The sequence below is a fragment of the Winogradskyella luteola genome (assembly GCF_019203985.1).
GTDB classification, from domain to species: Bacteria; Bacteroidota; Bacteroidia; order Flavobacteriales; family Flavobacteriaceae; genus Winogradskyella; species Winogradskyella luteola.
Genome location: NZ_JAGSPD010000016.1, coordinates 39212 through 59890 on the forward strand (window position 1 = coordinate 39212; position 20679 = coordinate 59890).

Consider the following 20679-nt stretch of genomic DNA (forward strand, 5'->3'; position numbering starts at 1 on the left):
TATGCCAGTAATACAATCTACGTATAAACCACCATTTTGGGCTAAGAAAAGTTTTGTGTCTACAGTTTTTTCAGGATTAGCTCGAAAAGTTGTTGGAGTAGTGCAAACACGAGAGCGCATAATACTGTCTGACAATGATTTTTTAGATTTAGATTGGAGTTACGCTAAAGAAAAATCAGGTAAAGTTATCATTTTACTCCATGGCTTAGAAGGCCATGCACAGCGACCATACATAACAGGAACAGCTAAACTGTTTAATGATAATGGTGTTGATGCTTGTGCCGTAAACTTTAGAGGTTGTAGTGGGGAACCTAACAAGCTATACCGCAGTTACCATTCTGGTGCTACAGAAGATTTAGAAGCTGTTGTTAATCATATTTTAGAAAAAAACCAATATCAGGAAATTTACATCAAAGGTATTAGTCTTGGTGCTAATATGGCTTTAAAATATGTCGGTGAACGTAATGTTGTACCCAAAGAAATAAAGGCGGTAATTGCCATTTCTACACCATGTGATTTAAAAGGTTCGTGTGATGAATTATTGAGTTTAAAGAATAAGCATTACGCCATTCGGTTTTTGCAACATCTAAAAGAAAAACTAAAACCTAAATTAATTCAGTTTCCTGATAACATATCTATTGCAGATTTTAATTCAATAAAAAGTTTAATTGATTTTGATCATGTTTATACCTCAAAAGCACATGGTTTTAAAGATGCTTTTGACTATTATGAACGGGCCAGTAGTTTACAGTTTCTAACTAATGTAAAAGTTCCGAGCTTGATTATTAATGCATTAAATGATTCTTTTTTATCTGCTTCATGCTATCCTGTAAAAGAGGTCAAGCAAAATTCAAATTTGTATTTAGAAATGCCTAAATATGGCGGACATGTTGGTTTTATAGATAAACGAAATATTTATTATAATGAATGGCGTGCTTTGGAGTTCGTTACTGGTTTATGATTATATAGTTTTAGCAAAGTCGTAAGTGAAGCCCTCATTTTATAAATACAAAACCTTACAAAATTTAATTTTGTAAGGTTTTTTTTATTAACACCAATTTTCCTACATTTAAAAAAACTAATTATCAATGCTCAAAAAAGTATTTGCAAGTGCCGTTTTCGGTGTGGAAGCTTCAACCATAACTGTTGAGGTCAATGTAGACAAGGGAGTTGGGTATCACTTAGTGGGGCTTCCTGACAATGCGATTAAAGAAAGTAATTATCGAATTGCTGCTGCACTTCAGAATAACGACTATAGAATTCCTGGGAAAAAGATAACCATAAATATGGCACCTGCCGATTTACGTAAAGAGGGTAGTGCGTACGACCTAACTTTGGCAATTGGGATTTTGTCAGCATCAAATCAGGTTAAAGCTGAAAACTTAGAAGATTATTTAATCATGGGCGAATTGTCACTAGACGGCTCACTACAACCCATAAAAGGAGCTTTGCCTATTGCCGTAAAAGCTAGAGAAGAAGGCTTTAAGTATTTCATACTGCCAAGTCAAAATGCCAAAGAAGCTGCTATCGTTAATGATTTAACAGTCTATGGTGTAGATAATATTACTCAAGTTATAGAGCATTTTGATAAAGGGGAACCTCTGGAGCCGACCATCATAGATACACGAGCCGAATTTTCAAAAAGCCTTAACTTTCCTGAGTTCGATTTTGCCGATGTCAAGGGGCAAGAAAGCATAAAACGCTGTATGGAAATTGCAGCGGCAGGTGGGCATAATATTATTCTTATTGGCCCGCCAGGAAGTGGAAAAACAATGTTGGCAAAGCGCCTACCAAGCATTTTACCTCCCATGACGCTGCACGAAGCTTTAGAAACTACAAAAATTCATTCTGTAGTTGGTAGGGTGAAAGCACACGCAGGTTTGATGGCACAACGGCCATTTCGCAGTCCGCACCATACCATTTCAAATGTAGCTCTAGTCGGTGGAGGAAGCTACCCACAACCAGGGGAGATTTCCTTATCGCACAACGGTGTATTGTTTTTGGATGAATTGCCCGAATTTAAGCGCGAAGTTTTAGAAGTAATGCGTCAACCCTTGGAGGATAGAGAAGTTACAATTTCTAGAGCGAAATTTACGGTAACTTACCCAAGTTCGTTTATGTTGGTGGCGAGTATGAATCCAAGCCCTGGGGGTTATTTTAACGATCCAAATGCACCTGTAACGTCCAGTCCAGCTGAAATGCAACGTTATTTAAGCAAAATTTCAGGACCGCTTTTGGATCGTATCGATATTCATATTGAGGTGACACCGGTTCCATTTGAAAAATTATCTAATGACAGAAAAGGAGAATCTTCGGTTGAGATAAGAGCGCGTGTCACTGAAGCCAGACAAAAACAAACTGAACGCTTCAAAGATTTAGAAAATGTGCATTATAATGCACAAATGAATACAAAACAAATTCGTGAGTACTGTAAGTTAGATGAAGCTTCCCTTCAATTATTAAAATCTGCTATGGAACGTTTAAATCTCTCTGCAAGAGCTTACGACAGGATTCTAAAAGTGGCCAGAACCATTGCAGATTTAGAAAGCTCTGAAAATGTTTTGGGCAATCATATCAGTGAAGCGATTCAGTACCGTAGTCTAGACCGTGAGGGTTGGTTGGGGTGAATTAGTCTGTTTATACATATTAAAATATTAAGTGAAACTTTCTAATTGATTACCTTGGCAAGGTCTAATAACCCATCTTTAAAGTAAAACTTATGAAAAAACACAACTCTATTTTTATAATATTCATAGTTTTGTTGAGTTGTAACACTCCAAAAAAAGAAAAACTCGAAACAGCAACAGTTGAGGTTAAAAAAGTCGAAATTCCAGCACTAAATCTGAGGCAAGCCAATCGTTTAGCCGAATTACCTTTAGCATGTGTCAATACAGAATATCCGAATAAACTAGGTCAAACACTAGGAAGTGATAACGATTTAAAATCACCAAAAGCATTACATCCTACATTTTTTGGTTGTTTCGATTGGCATTCTGCCGTACATGGGCATTGGAGTATGGTAAGTTTAATGCGCCAGTTCCCAGATTTAGAAAAGCGAAGAGAGATTAATCAGTGGTTGTTAGAGAGCATTTCTAAAGTTAATATTGAAAAAGAGGTTGAATACTTTCATGGCAAACACAACAAGTCCTATGAACGTACATACGGTTGGGCTTGGTTATTGAAACTAGCAGAAGAATTGCACAAGTGGGATCATGTTGTGGCAAGAAAAGCTGAAACCAATCTACAGCCACTAACAGATGTAATTGTAGAGCATTATATAGAGTTTTTACCAAAGCTTAATTATCCGATAAGAGTAGGTGAGCATCCTAATACAGCATTCGGACTAAGCTTTGCATACGATTATGCAGTGACTTTGAATCATACAGAATTAAAATCCCTAATTGAGCAGCGTGCCAAAGATTTCTATATGAATGATGAAGATTGCCCATTGAGCTGGGAGCCAAGTGGATTTGATTTTTTATCGCCATGTTTGGAAGAAGCGGCTTTAATGAAGCGTGTATTGTCTAGGGAGGAATTTAAAACTTGGATAGATAAATTTTTACCTCAGCTAAAAGATAAAGCGTTTAATATTGAAACAGGGAAAGTGTCAGATAGAACCGATGGAAAGTTAGTACATCTCGATGGTGTTAACTTTTCTAGGGCTTGGAGTTTAAACTATATTGCTAAAGATTTACCAGAGTTTCAACATCTTAAAAATATTGCCAATCAACATATTAATTATTCGTTACCAAGCATTGTTGGCGATAGTTACGAAGGAGGGCATTGGTTGGGCAGTTTTGCCATATACGCCTTGAATTCTATAGATGAATAATGAAGAAATTCTTTAAAAACATTGGTCCGGGGCCATTGGTCGCAGCTGCTTTTATCGGTCCAGGAACGGTTACGGTCTGTACTTTGGCTGGCGTTAATTTTGGTTATGCGTTACTTTGGGCAATGGTGTTGTCGGTTTTTGCGACCATGGTTTTGCAAGAAATGGCTGCGCGATTAGGTATTGTATCCCAGAAGGGGTTGTCCGAAGTTATCCGAGAAGAAATTAAAAACCCGATTACAAGAGGATTGGCTATTATCCTAATATTGTCAGCCATAGTGGTTGGCAACGCTGCTTACGAAGCAGGAAACATTAGCGGAGGGGCTTTGGGAATACAAACTATTTTTGGTAATCCCAAAATTGCTATTGGTAACTCAGATTTTGCACTCCTCCCAATTATAATAGGTGCTATTGCTTTTGTTATATTATATATAGGGAATTATAAAGTTCTTGAAAAAACCTTGGTGTCTTTGGTTATTTTAATGAGTTTGGCGTTTTTGACTACAGCTATTATTACAAAACCGAATCTATTGGAGATTTTTAAAGGAATGGTGGTTCCTAAAATTTCAGAAAAAAGTGTACTAACTATTATTGGATTGATTGGTACAACCGTAGTGCCTTATAATTTGTTTTTACATGCTTCATTGGCTAAGACCAAATGGAGAGAACAAAGCGATTTACATCACGCCAGAAAAGACACCATAATTGCTGTTGTTTTAGGTGGCATAGTATCTATGTGTATTATCGTTTCGGCTTCAGCAATTCCATCGCAGAATATATCTAACGCTGCCGATTTAGCAAAAGGACTAGAGCCTTTGTTTGGTATCAATGCCAAATACTTTTTATCAATTGGTCTATTTGCAGCAGGTATTACAAGTGCTATAACCGCACCTCTTGCTGCAGCTTATGTGGCAAGTGGGTGTTTGGGCTGGAAAACAAATTTAAAATCTGCTCGCTTTAGAGCCGTTTGGATTTTTATTCTGGGTTTGGGTGTGCTATTCTCTTCAATGGGATTTAAATCTATAGAAATCATAAAATTTGCTCAGATTGCAAATGGTTTGCTGTTACCTGTTATTGCTGGGTTTTTATTATGGATAGTCAATAAATCATCAGTTTTGGGAACTTATAAAAATTCCAAGCTTCAAAATATTTTAGGAATTCTTATTTTGATTATCACTATCTTTTTAGGTGTAAAAGGAATTTTAAGTGTTTTTAAAGTTTTTCAATAACATCACTAAACTATTCCCTTGAGAAGACTTTTGGAATATAATGGAAAAGCAATATAAAATAGTTGATATAAATGCAGATGTAGGCGAGGGCTTAAACAACGAACCTAACTTAATGCCTTATCTGTCTTCTTGTAACATTGCTTGTGGTGGCCATGCGGGCAATTTAGAAACCATGACCAAAGTTGTTAGATTGGCGAAGAAGCATAGCGTTAAAGTTGGCGCACATCCATCATTTCCAGACAAGGCTAATTTTGGAAGAATAGTGGTAGATATGATTGCGGCAGATTTGTATTCTAGCTTAAAAGCCCAAATTAGAGCTTTACAAGATGTGCTCTATGCCGAAAGTGTTCAGCTGCATCATATTAAGCCACATGGTGCATTGTATAACTTAGCGAACAGAGATGAAAAGGCTGCAAAGGTTATAATCGAAGTGATAAAAAGTATAGCATTGCCTTTAGCACTTTATGCGCCTTATAGATCAGTTATTGCTGAATTAGCTACTAAAGCAAAAATTAATGTTATTTATGAAGCGTTTGCTGATAGAAACTATAATAATGATTTATCACTGGTTTCTAGAAAAAAGGATAATGCAATTTTGAGTCATACGAATGAGGTTTTGAAGCATGTATTAAAAATGATAAACCAGCGAAAAGTGATATCCATAAATGGGGTAGAAGTAGAGATAAAAGCTTCTACATTTTGTGTTCATGGCGATACCAAAAATGCATTGCAAATTCTAAAATACTTGAACGAAGAATTGCCCAAAAAAGGTATTAAAATTCAGTAACTTTTTTTCATGGATTATAGTCTTAAATATTTTCAATATAATGAACATTCAATTTTAATAGAATGGCCTGCGATTATCGATGAAAATATTTTAAAGTCTATCTTAAATTTTAAAAATAGTATTCAAAAAAAATATATTAAACAAAAAGTTGAGGTAATCAATTCATATAACTCAATATTAATTATTTATAATTTTACTATTGATAGTGTCAATGATAAATTTTTAGAATTAAAGTCATTATATGAAGCGCAAAAATCAATATTAGATTTTCAATCTTCAATTTGGGAAATCCCTGTTTGTTATAATCGGAAATTTGGTGAGGATTTGGATGGATTTTCTAAAGAAAAAGGGCTTGAAATTCCAGAACTTATAAAATTGCATTCAGAACAAATTTACACTGTTTTTTTTATTGGTTTTTTGCCTGGGTTTTTATACTTAGGAGGACTGTATAATAAGTTACATTTAGATCGGAAAGCTACTCCGAATTTGAATGTAAAAAAAGGATCAGTCGCTATAGGAGGACAACAAACGGGAATTTATCCCCAAGATAGCCCAGGAGGATGGCATATTATTGGAAGAACCCCTATTGAGCTATTTAATGCTAATGTCAACCCGCCATGTTTTATTGAATCTGGGGACAAAATAAAATTTAAGCCTATTGATAAATCCGAATATATTGATATAAATGAGCGTATCACAAAATCTTCATTTCAATTAAAACCAGTCAAAAAAAATGTTTAAGGTTTTAAAATCAGGGTTTTATTCTACGATTCAGGATAATGGACGATTTGGATACCGTAAATATGGTGTTCCAATCTCTGGAGCTATGGATTTGTATTCTAGTCAATTTGCTAATGCGCTTTTAGGCAATAAGAATGATGCTGCTGTTTTGGAAATGACCATGCTTGGTGGTGCATTTCAATTTTCAAAACCTAGTTTAATAGCTATTTCTGGGGCATATATGAATCCGAAATTGAATGAGAAGGTGATAAGGCAGAATACTGTTTTTAAGGTTAAGACCAGTGATATATTAAGATTTGGACAAGTAACCAAAGGATTTAGAACTTACATGGCAGTTAAAGGTGGCTTAAAGTCAGATTTTGTTTTGGAAAGTCGAAGTCAGTACAGCCCAATTACCAAATTCAGATCGATTAGTAAAGGGGATATTCTTAATTACAATGACTATGATAATGAATTTATAGAATCGAATGTTTCTGTTAAATATAATGCTTCAATTTTATCAGATAAAACTTTAGAGGTTTATACTGGGGCCGAGTTCAATTTGCTTTCTAATAATCAAAAAGAGCTTTTATTAAATATGGAATTGAGAGTTTCGAAGCAAAACAATAGAATGGCCTATCAGCTAGAACCTTTATTTAGTAATGCTTTTGCACCTATGATAACGTCACCTGTATTGCCCGGTACAGTACAATTAACGCCAAAAGGAAATTTAATAGTTCTAATGCGCGATTGTCAAACTACGGGAGGATATCCAAGGGTATTGCAACTAACAGAAAGAGCAATCAATATTTTAAGCCAAAAAACAACAGGAAATACTCTAAAAATCAGACTAAAAGATAGGTAGCGTAAGAAAAATTATAATAAAAGCTTGTAGTCTGCAATAAATTGTATAATTTTAGACAAATCCAATAATCCCTAAACCCTTCAATTAGTACACTCAATACTAATAAATTAACTTCTAAACTAACAAAAAAATGAGCAATCCTAAAGGCTTAATTACTCCTGAACAGGCAAAAATTTTAAATGATACTTACACACCACGTTGTGAACTTGTAAGCAAAGACATTACAAAACGCCCAGACAACAGATCCATTTGGTACTCTCTCGAAGAAATCGAAAACTTTTTGAGTTATGCTAAAGAACAGGCAAAAGAACTCGGTTACGAAATGGATGGTATACGTATTTATTGCGGTGCTTATCCAGAAGAGGAAGGTGAAGCTGGCTATTCAACATCGTTTATCATTCCAACGTCAAGCAATGAAATTGGTAAGGAAAGTAATGGACAAAGCCATGACATTAAACAAGCTAGTGGACTGAATAAAGGAAGTCAAGGAGATCCACCTAATGCAAATTACCCACAGTAACACTTACATCTATTTAATATTAACCAATTTAAATTGACTTATTATGAAAAATTTCGGATTACTTATTCTAGGTATCATATTAGGTGCCCTAGCTATGTATTTTTATTGCTGTAATGATGGTATTACTGAACCACCAGAAATTTTAAAACCTGCAGGTTTAATTTCATCAAAAGAGGCCAGGACCTTAGATAGAGCTTATGATATTAGACATAAAATCATTAGCGATTCACTCTTTAGAAATACTAAAGAAAAAGATAACAGGTCTTCTTGGTGGTCAATTGAAGACATTCAAAATTATATTAATTATGCTGAAAACCAAGCTGGAGAACTAGGTTATACCATGGACGGTTTAAGACTATATTTGGGGGCTTATCCAAATTCTAAAGATAAAACAGGATTAACAACCATGTTTTTTGTACCTACAGGAACTAAGAACACATCTGAAGGGAATATGGTGCCCTCTTTGCAAGGAGGTAATAGTAATGATATACTGCAAGCCGATGGTTTAAATAAAGGTGGGCATGGTGATCCGCCAAGTGCTAATTACCCGCAATAAATATATGTCTAATTACATATTAGCCATACATATTATAGAGCTAATAGCTGCATTAGCAGGGACTTATTATTATTTAAAAACTATGGATAGCCAAATGAAAATCTTCATTTGGTATCTATGGTTTGTTGTTTTTATTGAAACCATTGGAATGTATGGGCATTTATTTCAAAACAATTATGACAATAAGTGGTTTGTTTGGATAAAGAATAGCGTTTTCTGTTCCAACATATGGATTTACAATATATATTCTTTTGTATCTATACTGATATTTGGGAAGTTCTATTCGCAAGTATTACATGATACATTATCAAAAATTATTGTAAAATCTGCAGTTGTCGTTTATGTTGTATGTTCAATTTTATACTTTGCAATAAGTGGCACATTCTTTTCTAACTCTCTACCATATGATGTTTTATTGGAAACATTTATAGTGTTTATTTTCGTAATGCTTTATTATAAACAGTTATTAAAAAGCGATAAAATTTTACGCTTTTATCGATTGCCGGTATTCTATATTAGTTCTGGTTTGCTTTTATGGTACTTATGTGTAACACCTTTGTTTATTTTTGATGGATATATTTATGCAGTCAATAAAAACTTTATCGAATTTAGGCACATTTATCTATTTATAGTTAATATCTTTCTCTATTCATGTTTTACATTTGCCTTTCTATATACAATACGCTTCAAAAGTCAATAAGTGACGAAGAGATTGCTCTTTTGGCTTATGTTGCCTTTTTTTTATTTACTATAGTTGTAGTTTTTGTGATTTTTTTCCTGACATTTCAAAAACGAAAAAACCAGCTATTAATAGATAAGCTAAAACAACAACAAAGGTTTGAAGAAGAGCTTTCCGATGCACAGCAAGAGATTCAAGAAGAAACCTTAAAACATGTAGGTAGAGAGCTGCATGATAATGTTGGTCAGCTCTTATCATTTGCTACAATGCAAATGAATGCTGCCGGTAAATTGGTTGAAGACGATGTAAAATCCAAAGTCAATAATGCCTCTGATGCTTTAAAGGAAAGTTTATCTGAGGTAAGAGCGTTATCAAAATCTTTAAATAGTGATGTTATTTTTAATTTAGGTTTTGATGCCACGGTTAAAAATGAAATTGATCGTTTAAATAAGTCTGGATTGATAGAAGCAAAGTTTATCGTCAGGGGAGAAAAATTGAATTTTGAAAACAAAAAAGACGAGATCATCTTGTTTAGAATTTTACAGGAATTTATTTCAAATACTATAAAATATGCTAATGCCGAAAATCTGAGCGTAACGATAGATTATGATAAGGAATTTCTGAAAATTAAAATTGAAGATGACGGTATTGGTTTTGATATTGCGGAAGCAGAACTGGGTTCTGGTATGACCAATATGAAAAAACGTGCCGAGCTTATTAATGCTGATTTTCAATTAGTTTCCCAACCAGAAAGTGGAACTATACTTAGTTTGGCATACCCATATAGAATGGACTAAACTTCGCAAGCTTGCCAAAGTGTATTTTTTGGTAATGGAGCTGTAATGCTGAGGCTCTCTTTTTTTACAGGATGTACAAACTCTAGTCTTTTTGCATGTAGACTTATGCTCGCATCCTTATTACTGCGATCGAAACCGTATTTTAAATCACCCTTTATGGGGCATCCAATTTTAGATAACTGACAGCGTATTTGGTGATGTCTACCGGTTTCTAAATTAATCTCTAACAAGTAAAAATTATCTAGTTTTTTAATCAGTTTGTAAGTTAGTATTGCCTTTTTGCTACCTTCTACTTCTTTGTTGTATGCGGTTGATTTATTGTTTTTAGGATTTTTTTTCAGCCAATGCACCAATCTCTCCGAAGCCTTTGGCGGTATATTTTTCACTAATGCCCAATAGGTTTTTTTAGCTTTTTTTTCAGCAAACAATTTGTTAAGTCTCGGTAATGCTTTGCTAGTTTTGGAGAAAAGAACAATCCCTGTAGTAGGTCTGTCTAAACGGTGTACCACACCAAGATAAACATTTCCAGGTTTGTTATATTTATCTTTAATGTATTCCTTTACAACATTGCTCAAAGGCTTATCTCCAGTTTTATCACCCTGTACAATATCACCTGCGCGCTTATTCACTATTATGATGTGATTGTCTTCGTAAAGTACCTGTAGGTTGGATTTATGGGATAAAGCTTTAGACATGTTAAAAGAACTAAGATTTTGTATTAACTGTATATAGCCGCTGTGAGTTAATACTGTTCCTTATCGTTTGGAAAATCTTTCGATTTTACATCATCAACATATAGCCCGATAGCTTTGGTCATATCTTCGTACAGATTCATATAGCGACGTAAAAATCTTGGGTTAAATTCGTGGGTCATACCAATCATATCATGAAGCACTAAAACCTGCCCATCCACACCATCACCGGCACCGATGCCAATTACAGGAATAGATACACTCTCCGCTACTTCCTTGGCTAGAGCTGCTGGGATTTTCTCTAACACAATAGCAAAACAACCTGCTTTTTCAAGCATAACGGCATCATCTTTAAGTTGTTGCGCTTCTTGTTCTTCCTTGGCTCTTACGGTATATGTTCCGAATTTATAAATGGATTGTGGTGTCAGGCCCAAATGTCCCATTACTGGGATTCCCGCATTGAGAATACGTTTAATGGAATCTTTAATTTCCTTTCCGCCCTCAAGTTTTACTGCGTGTCCACCAGATTCTTTCATAATACGTATAGCAGAGCGTAAAGCTTCTTTAGGGTCACTTTGGTATGTTCCAAATGGTAAATCTACAACAACCAAAGCTCTGTCTATAGCTCTTACTACTGAAGAGGCGTGGTATATCATTTGATCTAGTGTTATAGGTAAAGTCGTTTCATGACCTGCCATGACATTACTTGCAGAATCACCGACCAAAATTACATCTACACCAGCACCGTCAACAATTTTTGCCATGGTATAATCGTAAGCGGTGAGCATAGATATTTTTTCACCTTTAGACTTCATGTCAACTAAAGTTTTCACGGTAATTCTTTTGTATTCTTTTTTTGCTACGGACATTATGAATAAATTATGTGGGTTGTAAAAATAATGAGATTTGTTAAACTTTTGTTTAATCTATAACAGAAATACCATTGAATCTTTACTTTAAGGCAAAACTTTATCAATCATGAAAAAAATAACACTCATCTGTATCGTATGCCTAGGCTACAATATCAATGCTCAAAATGCTGAAGTTGAAGCTGTAAAGGCAACTATTGTCGAATTCTTTGAGGCTTTCCACAAAAAAGATACAACAATGTTAAAAACGATGGCTAAGGGTAATATTAAAATGCAATCCATATCAGTAAATGCCGAAGGTAAAACAGTTTTACAGGAAAGTGATTATAATCAATTCGTCAAAATGTTAGCCAGCATACCAGAGGATGCAAAATTTGAAGAAAAACTTTTGGATTTTAATATTCAAATAGATGGCCATATGGCAAATGCTTGGACACAATATGAATTTTGGTTCAATGGAAATTTTAGCCATTGTGGAGTCAATTCTTTCCAACTCATTAAAGAAGACGAAAAATGGAAAGTTTTTTACATGGTAGATACAAGACGACGAGAAGGATGTAAAAAATGAAAACCTTATCTAATCCATATCCGCATGAGTAAAAGTCTTCCCTTTTATAAGGTTTAGAAGGGTTTTAGCAATCCGTTAAATTTACACCAATTGCAAGACCACCTTCTGAGGTTTCCTTGTATTTAGTATTCATATCCTTGGCAGTTTCCCACATGGTATTAACGACTTTATCCAATGGGACCTTTACATTGTTTGGATCTGTGTCTAAAGCCAGTTCTGCGGCATTAATGGCTTTAATGGCTCCCATAGAATTACGTTCTATACATGGTACTTGTACCAAACCACCAATAGGATCGCAGGTTAACCCTAAGTGATGTTCCATGGCAATTTCAGCAGCTACTAAAACCTGTTCTGGTGTGCCACCAAGTAATTCGCATAATGCTCCAGCAGCCATGGCAGAGGATACACCAATTTCTGCTTGGCATCCTCCCATGGCAGCACTTATGGTTGCTCCTTTTTTAAAGATACTTCCAATTTCACCCGCCACTAACAAGAACCTTTTAACGTGTTCGAAGTCAGCATCATGGTTTTCAATGACCATATAATACATTAATACTGCGGGAATCACGCCAGCACTTCCATTGGTTGGTGCTGTGACCACGCGACCCAATGAAGCATTAACTTCATTTACGGCTAAAGCAAAACAGCTTACCCATTTTAAAATTTGCCGAAATTTAACTTCCGTTTTTCTTATGGTTTTTAGCCATTCCTCATGATTTTCATATTTAAAATCACCAATCAAGTTTTCGTGTATGTCGTAAGCACGTCGTCTAACATTGAGCCCTCCTGGTAAATTTCCTTCTGTATGGCAGCCGGTATACATACATTCTAGCATGGTATTCCATACACGATTTAATTCAAAATCAATGGAATCCATATCACGAATGGATTTTTCATTTTCTAAAACAACTCCAGAAATGGGTAACTCTAATTGTTTGCAAAACTTTAATAGTTCATCACCATAAGAAATAGGATAAGGAAAGGTACAGTAGAAGATAATTTTATTAGCCTTTGAAATTTTACGTTCTTCCTGTACTACAAATCCGCCACCAATAGAATAGTAGGTTGATTTATAATTTCTACCATTAATTAAGGCTGAAAATGTCATTCCATTGGCATGGAAGGGTAAAAATTTTCGATTAAATACAATCTGCTGTTTTACATCGAATAGCAATTTTTTTTCATTGTTGAAGAAAAGCGTATTCGTATTTTTTATGTCAGCAATAATAATATCAATGGTCTCAACCGGAATACGTTCTGGGTCAGCACCACTTAGCCCAAGTAAAACAGCATAATCAGTTGCGTGCCCTTTTCCTGTTAGAGATAAAGAACCGTATAAATCAACAGTTATCTTTTCAACCTTATCAAAACGATTTTTAACTTTCAATTCTTGTATCCAACGCTCAGCAGCTCGCCAAGGTCCTAAGGTGTGAGAACTCGACGGGCCTATGCCAATTTTAAGCATATCAAAAACCGAGATACATTCCATTTAATTTATTGATTTAGTGTTTCACAAATATACATTTTGTTTGGTTGGATTTATACATAAAAAATAGCCTTGGTTTAAACCAAGGCTGCTAACTAATTTATATATAGGTTAAGTTAACGTCTTGTGAATTCCTCGATTCCGTACATATTCATTACAGCATCTAAATCGGACAGGTCTAAACGTCCAATATTATCGGCAGGCACAACAACAACTCTAAATACCTGAGCTTGTGTCCACTCTGGACCTAAGATGTCTAAATTAGAGCCTTCTAAGAAAAAGCGAACATCAGTTTGTGTAAAATCGTAGTTGTAAACTAAGTCATTGCCATCGTCAAAAATTACAGTCTGTGGTACTAGCCTCCACACATCTTGGCCGTTGTCTATGTCCCATGAAATGTAGACTAGAGTTACATCAGTGGGTAATACTTCAAAACCGTAAGGTTCAATAAAATCGTAGTTAGGTGCTGTAAAGTCTAATTGAATTTCAAATGCTGCTGGTATGGCTATTCCATCTCTTCCATCAAAACCAGGTGGACCTTGAGGTCCAGGATCACCTTCGCAGGCTGTTAATAATAATGCAAATACTGAAATGAAGGATAATATACGTCTCATAATTAATAGTTTTTCTTTTACCTTATCAAAGGGTGTTCCAAAGTGTAATAAATGAGAGTTTATTTTTTATTGATGTTATTGATTTTTACTTCAAATTCAACTTCAGTTTCTGTTTCAACGTGACATCATGTCACAATTTCTGTCATGGCATAAAACTTGACTTATATATGGCGAGTTTAAAAATAAAACACAATAAAATATATACACTAATATTATGAGTAAGATTATTGGAATTGATTTAGGAACAACCAACTCTTGCGTTTCTGTAATGGAAGGTAATGAGCCGGTTGTCATCCCAAACGCTGAAGGTAAACGAACAACTCCTTCAGTTATCGCTTTCGTTGAAGGTGGTGAAATTAAAGTTGGTGATCCAGCAAAAAGACAAGCAGTAACTAACCCAACAAAAACGGTTTATTCTATTAAGCGTTTTATGGGGAATAAATATTCTGAGTCTAAAAAAGAAGCAGAACGTGTACCATATAAAGTAGTAAAAGGTGATAACGATACGCCACGAGTGGATATTGATGGTCGCTTGTATACTCCACAAGAATTATCAGCTATGATTCTTCAAAAAATGAAGAAAACTGCTGAAGATTATCTAGGTACAGACGTATCTGAAGCTGTAATTACAGTACCGGCATATTTTAATGATGCACAACGTCAAGCAACTAAAGAAGCTGGCGAAATTGCGGGCTTAAAAGTAAGACGTATTATTAATGAACCGACAGCAGCAGCACTGGCTTATGGATTAGACAAAAAATCTACTGACCAGAAAATTGTAGTATTCGATTTTGGTGGTGGTACGCATGATGTATCTATCCTAGAATTAGGAGATGGAGTATTTGAAGTATTATCTACTGACGGTGACACGCACTTAGGTGGTGACGATGTAGACGAAAGAATCATTGATTGGTTAGCCGAAGAGTTTATTGCAGATGAAGATATGGACTTACGTAAAGATCCAATGGCTTTACAACGTCTTAAAGAAGCTGCAGAAAAAGCTAAGATTGAATTATCATCTTCTGCACAAACAGAAATTAATTTACCTTACGTTACCGCCACAGCTAGTGGACCAAAGCACTTGGTACGTACATTGACACGCTCTAAATTTGAGCAGTTAATTGACGATTTAATCAAGCGTACCATTGAACCATGTGAAACGGCTTTAAAAGCTGCAGGTTTATCTAAATCTGATATTGACGAGGTAATTTTAGTAGGTGGTTCCACACGTATTCCAGCGGTACAAGAGGCTGTAGAGAAGTTCTTCGGAAAGGCACCAAGTAAAGGTGTAAACCCAGATGAAGTAGTATCTCTAGGTGCTGGTATCCAAGGTGGTGTATTAACTGGTGATGTAAAAGATGTACTTTTATTAGACGTAACACCATTATCACTTGGTATCGAAACTATGGGTAACGTCATGACAAAGTTGATTGAAGCAAATACAACGATTCCGACTAAGAAATCACAAGTATTCTCAACAGCAGCAGACAATCAGCCATCGGTAGAGATTCACGTATTACAAGGTGAACGTCCAATGGCTGCGGACAATAAAACGATTGGTCGTTTCCACTTAGATGGAATTCCACCAGCAAGACGAGGAACACCTCAGATTGAGGTAACGTTTGATATTGACGCTAATGGTATCATTAAAGTATCTGCTGAAGACAAAGCAACAGGTAAGAAACAAGATATTAGAATTGAAGCTTCATCTGGATTGACAGAAGAGGAAATCCAAAAGATGAAAGCTGAAGCAGAAGCCAATGCAGATGCAGATGCCAAAGCTAAAGAGACTGCTGATAAGTTAAATCAAGCAGATGGAATGATCTTTCAAACTGAAAAGCAATTAGAGGAGTTTGGTGATAAATTATCTGATGATAAGAAAAAGCCAATCGAAGATGCACTTGAAGAGTTGAAGAAAGCTTATGAAACTAAGGATATTGCTGTTATAGACCCAGCTTTAGAGAAAATAAATGAAGCTTGGAAAGTAGCGAGTGAAGAAATGTACAAAGCACAAGCTGAAGCACAGCAAGGTGGCGAAGCAGGTCCTGATGCAGGAGCACAAGGTCAACCAGCTGATGAGAGCAGCGATGTTGAAGATGTGGATTTCGAAGAAGTTAAATAATAATTTCTCTCTTCCAAAAGAAGAAGGATTTACATAATAGAAACGCAATCATTAATTTGATTGCGTTTTTTTATTTTAAATTCTGTAATTTTTTCAATTTGCATCCAACCATTTTAATTTAAAAACCGTTTTTATTTATAGAACACCTAATAATGTCAAAGCTGATACCAATCTATAAAGATATTGACGAGTTGATTAGACAAGCAAAACAGTCCAATCAAAAAGCGCAGCTGGCACTTTATGATCAGTTTTCGGCAAAAATGCTGGGGTGTTGCAGACAATACATTAAAGATTTACAGTTTGCAGAAGATGTTATGATTATGGCATTTCATAAAGCATTTTTAAATATTAACAGGTATGAACCTTACGGCAGTTTTGAAGGATGGTTACGTCGTATTATGGTACGAGAATGTATTTCGCATTTACGTATTAAAAAAAATACTTTCAACACAGTAGAACTCGGTGATTACCACTTTAGTCAAACAAAATCAAATACACACCAAGATGATACACAATATATACGAGATGCCATTAATGGATTGCCTATAGGTTGTAAGACGGTGTTCAACCTTTATGTTATGGAAGGGTATAAGCATAGAGAAATTTCCGAGCTTTTAAATATAAGTATAGGAACGTCAAAGTCACAATTGGCACATGCCAAAAAGCTATTAAGGTTGCACCTTAAACATTTAAATTCTAATAAGTATGGAACCAAATAATATAGAGGAATTTGTAAAAATAAGCCTTAAGGAGTCCGAAATTACTCCAAGTGCTGAGGCAAGAGAACATCTTATTGCTGTACTAAATGGTAAGCCTAAAAAGAAAAAGACACCTTGGTTGTACTATGGTATTGCAGCTTCCATTGTTTTGTTCTTTTCCTTGTTGGGAGTTCGCTTGTTGTCTAACAATTTAGATGTTGAGCAACCTGCCCAAATTACAATTGAAAATCGCAAATCTGATATAAAGCCAAATGATGTATTGGTCGATCAAGAAATTAAGAAACAAGAAGATAGCCATGAGTTTAAAGTTTCTCCATCATCAAACAAACATGTGTTTACGCACAAAAATGCTAAAAATATAGCACAGATAAATTCCGAAATCTATAAAGATTCATCTAAGCCTATTCGCAAGGCAAATGAGCTGGTATTGAAACTACCTCTAAATTTGGTTGATTCGAGTAGAGTAGTCGCCAAATCAGAAATTAGAACAGATACAACAGAAAAAGAACCATTAAAACATTTTTCTTATATCACAGCTAAAGAATTGATGGCTACAGTAGTAAATGACAGCACAACGAAATTTTTTGAACCCAACACAAAGACTCCAGCTACTTATTTAAACTCTAATCAACTGCTGGTGGAAATGGAACGCCAATTATTTGATGAGGCAAACAAAAGTATTTTTAAGCGAACTGCCAGACAACTTAAAAAAATAAAGACCTCTGTGGCTAACAGAAATTTTAAAAATTAATTTTTAACCTTTAAAATTTATCTTATCATGCGAAATATTATTGTATTGTTTATTCTATTAGGTTTAACACAAAATGTCCTAGCTCAAAACTCCGTTTTTGAAAAGAAAGCATCTCAAATAGCACAACGTATCGATTCTATTACTTCAGTGGAAAAACGTGCATTAAAGAAAGAACTGAAAAAAATCGACAAGAAATTAGATAAGAAAGAATTCACTGCTGCAGAAGCAGAAGCTGAAAAAAAGCGAATTGCCGAGGTTTACGCAGAAAGAATTAATAATGCTGTAGCCTTAGAAGAGCAAAAATTGCAGACATTGATAAGAAACAAAGTCAGCGGTAACATAGCTATGAACGATGATGAAAGTAATACATCGTTTTCCTCAATTTTTGGTATAGACGATAATTATTATAAGGATAGTATTACAGGACTTAAAGTAGAAAAACGATGGACCAGTCAATTTGTTGTGGCCTTAGGTGCCAATATTATTAGTGGTGATACAGATGGGTTTTACGGTGATGGTTTTAAAACCAGTCCTTTTGGATATGGTGAAGTTGGCTTTTCATTTAAATATCGTCTTAAGGAATCTGACAACCTTTGGAATTTAAAATTAGGATTTTCAACCATGATCGATGAAATTCGACCAGAAAAGGATGATGATATTTTTGTGACAAATGGTAATCAAACCACATTACAAGATTCAGGTTTTAACATTAGAAGATCCTATTTGTCTAGTATTTATATTGGATTACCTGTACACTTAGAGCTTGATTTTTCCAAACCACAATTTGATAAGAAAACCAATCAAACCTATTTAAGATCACAAGAAGGTTTTAGACTAGGAGTCGGTGGCTTTGTAGCCTTTAGGTTGGCAACCAGACAATTTATAAGGTATAATGATGAGGATGGAAAACGAATAAGAGTCAATCAAAATGATAGTTTTAATATCAATGATGTTATTTTTGGTCCAAGTGCTTACATTGGTTTTGGTGATGTAAGTATCTATGCCAAATATAATGTTAATAGTGTGTTTAGAAACAATCCTCAAGAGGTCAACAGCCTAGCGGTTGCATTACGATTCGATTTTAATTAAACAAGGTAAATATTTATACAAAAAACGCAACTAAATTAATAGTTGCGTTTTTTTATTGGTATTAATAAAACCCTCAACGTTTTATAAACTTTCTCAATGCAGAATGACCATCTTTACTTTTAATAGCCATAAAATAAACACCTAGAGACAATTGAGATACATCAAATTGCTTTTTAGATTCTATAAATTCAATATTGGTAAATACTTGTAGAATTCTTCCATTTAAATCTGTTATTGTTACAGTATCTATAGAGGTTGAAGTCTTGATTTGTAATATAATACTGGAACTTGTGGGGTTTGGGTATACAGATATATTGCGGTCTAAATTATTATCATTAAGACTTAAATTTTGTTCAACAATAACATTAAACGAACAAGGCACAGAGTTGCCAGAAATATCTGTAATTTCAAATGTATTTGTAGTTGTGCCAATCGGAAAGTCACTACCACTAGGAAGACCTGCTGTTTGAGTAGGTGAATAATCAATTTCTAATAAATATCTGTAAGTACTGCTATTGGCAACATCGTTCCAGCCAGCATTAGATTGAACTACCGTATAATCTTCATTCCCTGCATTATTTGGTTCACCTGCATTCCAATTATTATATGTTGCTGAATCTCCACTCTGCCATTCAAAACTACCTTCTGTACTAACATCGTTATAACCGATTAATACATCACCTGCAGCTCCTATAGAACTAATAGCATTTACTAACAGCGTGTTGTCAGAACCATCTCTTATCGTACCAACAAACCCACCTTGTGCTACCGCATTTGTAAATGCATCTTGAGGCGAAAAACTAGCATCTGATAAATAATAAGCTTTATTATTGATGTTGGCCAACGGTGTAAATCCGGTTAATGGGTTAATGAGATCACAATTATCAGTTGGATTTAAACTGTAATTTACAACAGCACTTGTGTCACCAGGGTTAGCTGCAGTTTGAGTAATATCACTCGGGCAGCTTACAAGAGGATTTTCGTTATCTGTAACTGTTACTATAAAACTACAACTAACAGTATTATTATCACTATCTGTAACACTGGCAAAAACTTCAGTGATTCCAACAGGAAAAGTTTCACCAGAAGCTAGCCCAGATGTAATTGTAGGTGCTAAAGCTCCGTCTTCATCATCGTTGGCAGATAGACTGTAATTTACAAGTGCTCCACATGTGCCAGCATCATTATTAACATTAATATCACTAGGACACGTTATCATTGGAGCATTGCCAATAGTTTCATAAAGTTGTACATCAGCTATTTGGTTTATGGAACTTGAAGCACAAGTCCCTGTAAAGTTTACTCTATAAAATGTGTAGCCTGTTGTATTGGTAAAAGAGAAAGTTCTGGAAAAGAAACGATCAGGAACACAAGGAATATTTCCAGTGATTATGCTTGTATAATCGGTTCCGTTATTCGAACCAAATATTTCATAATCTGTAGGGTCTCTTTCTGGAGCATCGTTAGCCGTAACGATCTCTATAGCTACGGCTATTTTAGATTCACCTAGTAGGTCTACCTCAAAGCCAATACCATCAAAAGCATTGAAATCTAAAAATTTTGTACTTGAATTTTGATCAATAACATTCTGTACAGCTTCACCTCCAGGTGAGTTGACACTGCCAAAGCCTACTGCTGTGTGTATGGAATCATCAAATATACCTTGTGCAAAGGTGAAAGCGATACTAAGCGAAAAAAGTAAAGTAAATCGTAATTTTTTTTTCATATTTGGTTGATTAAGTTAGACGAATAATGTCTTAAAGTTAGACTATTGGTTTGAAGATATC

General features: G+C 35.0%; 20 protein-coding genes. 15 read left to right on the top strand and 5 right to left on the bottom strand.

Annotated elements, in window-relative coordinates; all coding sequences use genetic code 11:
- Position 1: 1 nt before the first annotated feature.
- From KCG49_RS15000 to KCG49_RS15045, 10 genes are all read left to right on the top strand, one after another.
- Positions 2-961 carry a YheT family hydrolase gene (locus tag KCG49_RS15000; protein WP_218547660.1) on the top strand — a complete coding sequence of 320 codons (960 nt, stop codon included), beginning with the start codon at positions 2-4 and terminating at the stop codon, positions 959-961.
- Between the two features lie 127 nt (positions 962-1088).
- On the top strand, positions 1089-2627 hold the full coding sequence (locus KCG49_RS15005) for a YifB family Mg chelatase-like AAA ATPase (RefSeq protein WP_218547662.1): 1539 nt from the start codon (positions 1089-1091) through the stop codon (positions 2625-2627).
- A gap of 92 nt (positions 2628-2719) precedes the next feature.
- Positions 2720-3832, top strand: coding sequence for a DUF2891 domain-containing protein (locus KCG49_RS15010; protein ID WP_218547663.1), 1113 nt, complete (start codon positions 2720-2722; stop codon positions 3830-3832).
- Positions 3829-5058, top strand: coding sequence for an Nramp family divalent metal transporter (locus KCG49_RS15015; protein WP_218547700.1), 1230 nt, complete (start codon positions 3829-3831; stop codon positions 5056-5058). Before KCG49_RS15010 ends, KCG49_RS15015 begins: the two co-directional genes overlap by 4 nt.
- 40 nt (positions 5059-5098) lie before the next feature.
- Positions 5099-5845 (top strand): 5-oxoprolinase subunit PxpA, encoded by a 747-nt coding sequence (gene pxpA / locus KCG49_RS15020; protein WP_218547665.1) that lies wholly within the window; start codon positions 5099-5101, stop codon positions 5843-5845.
- A gap of 9 nt (positions 5846-5854) precedes the next feature.
- Positions 5855-6586: a 5-oxoprolinase subunit PxpB gene (gene pxpB / locus KCG49_RS15025; RefSeq protein WP_218547667.1), complete on the top strand. Its 732-nt coding sequence runs from the start codon at positions 5855-5857 to the stop codon at positions 6584-6586.
- Positions 6579-7430, top strand: a complete 852-nt coding sequence (locus KCG49_RS15030) for a 5-oxoprolinase subunit C family protein (protein WP_218547668.1) — start codon at positions 6579-6581, stop codon at positions 7428-7430. The genes pxpB and KCG49_RS15030 overlap by 8 nt, the downstream gene beginning before the upstream one ends.
- Before the next feature lie 130 nt (positions 7431-7560).
- Positions 7561-7950, top strand: a complete 390-nt coding sequence (locus KCG49_RS15035) for a hypothetical protein (RefSeq protein ID WP_218547670.1) — start codon at positions 7561-7563, stop codon at positions 7948-7950.
- A 43-nt stretch (positions 7951-7993) separates the two neighbouring features.
- A complete protein-coding gene (locus tag KCG49_RS15040) occupies positions 7994-8506 on the top strand; it encodes a hypothetical protein (RefSeq protein ID WP_218547672.1) in 513 nt (170 codons plus the stop codon).
- A gap of 651 nt (positions 8507-9157) precedes the next feature.
- Positions 9158-9982 carry a sensor histidine kinase gene (locus KCG49_RS15045; protein ID WP_218547673.1) on the top strand — a complete coding sequence of 275 codons (825 nt, stop codon included), beginning with the start codon at positions 9158-9160 and terminating at the stop codon, positions 9980-9982.
- Here the strand turns inward: KCG49_RS15045 and KCG49_RS15050 are convergent.
- Both KCG49_RS15050 and panB read right to left on the bottom strand, forming a co-directional pair.
- Positions 9979-10677, bottom strand: coding sequence for an RluA family pseudouridine synthase (locus tag KCG49_RS15050; protein WP_218547674.1), 699 nt, complete (start codon positions 10675-10677; stop codon positions 9979-9981). The genes KCG49_RS15045 and KCG49_RS15050 overlap by 4 nt on opposite strands.
- Before the next feature lie 47 nt (positions 10678-10724).
- Positions 10725-11543 (bottom strand): 3-methyl-2-oxobutanoate hydroxymethyltransferase, encoded by an 819-nt coding sequence (gene panB / locus KCG49_RS15055; RefSeq protein WP_218547677.1) that lies wholly within the window; start codon positions 11541-11543, stop codon positions 10725-10727.
- A 109-nt stretch (positions 11544-11652) separates the two neighbouring features.
- Between panB and KCG49_RS15060 the strand changes: the two genes are divergently transcribed.
- Positions 11653-12111 (top strand): nuclear transport factor 2 family protein, encoded by a 459-nt coding sequence (locus tag KCG49_RS15060; RefSeq protein WP_218547679.1) that lies wholly within the window; start codon positions 11653-11655, stop codon positions 12109-12111.
- A gap of 64 nt (positions 12112-12175) precedes the next feature.
- On the opposite strand, the gene KCG49_RS15065 is transcribed toward KCG49_RS15060, so the two are convergent.
- Both KCG49_RS15065 and KCG49_RS15070 read right to left on the bottom strand, forming a co-directional pair.
- Positions 12176-13600, bottom strand: coding sequence for an L-serine ammonia-lyase (locus KCG49_RS15065; protein ID WP_218547680.1), 1425 nt, complete (start codon positions 13598-13600; stop codon positions 12176-12178).
- A 113-nt stretch (positions 13601-13713) separates the two neighbouring features.
- Positions 13714-14211: a hypothetical protein gene (locus KCG49_RS15070; RefSeq protein ID WP_218547681.1), complete on the bottom strand. Its 498-nt coding sequence runs from the start codon at positions 14209-14211 to the stop codon at positions 13714-13716.
- Positions 14212-14425: 214 nt separating this feature from the next.
- Between KCG49_RS15070 and dnaK the strand changes: the two genes are divergently transcribed.
- The 4 genes from dnaK to KCG49_RS15090 all read left to right on the top strand — a co-directional run bounded on the left by dnaK (position 14426) and on the right by KCG49_RS15090 (position 18892).
- Positions 14426-16333 carry a molecular chaperone DnaK gene (gene dnaK, locus KCG49_RS15075; protein WP_218547682.1) on the top strand — a complete coding sequence of 636 codons (1908 nt, stop codon included), beginning with the start codon at positions 14426-14428 and terminating at the stop codon, positions 16331-16333.
- Positions 16334-16485: 152 nt separating this feature from the next.
- Positions 16486-17052 carry an RNA polymerase sigma factor gene (locus KCG49_RS15080; protein WP_218547683.1) on the top strand — a complete coding sequence of 189 codons (567 nt, stop codon included), beginning with the start codon at positions 16486-16488 and terminating at the stop codon, positions 17050-17052.
- On the top strand, positions 17039-17803 hold the full coding sequence (locus KCG49_RS15085; RefSeq protein WP_218547684.1) for a hypothetical protein: 765 nt from the start codon (positions 17039-17041) through the stop codon (positions 17801-17803). Before KCG49_RS15080 ends, KCG49_RS15085 begins: the two co-directional genes overlap by 14 nt.
- 27 nt (positions 17804-17830) lie before the next feature.
- Positions 17831-18892: a hypothetical protein gene (locus tag KCG49_RS15090; protein ID WP_218547685.1), complete on the top strand. Its 1062-nt coding sequence runs from the start codon at positions 17831-17833 to the stop codon at positions 18890-18892.
- Between the two features lie 73 nt (positions 18893-18965).
- Here the strand turns inward: KCG49_RS15090 and KCG49_RS15095 are convergent, their stop codons facing one another.
- Positions 18966-20618, bottom strand: coding sequence for an HYR domain-containing protein (locus KCG49_RS15095; RefSeq protein ID WP_218547686.1), 1653 nt, complete (start codon positions 20616-20618; stop codon positions 18966-18968).
- Positions 20619-20679: the final 61 nt, after the last annotated feature.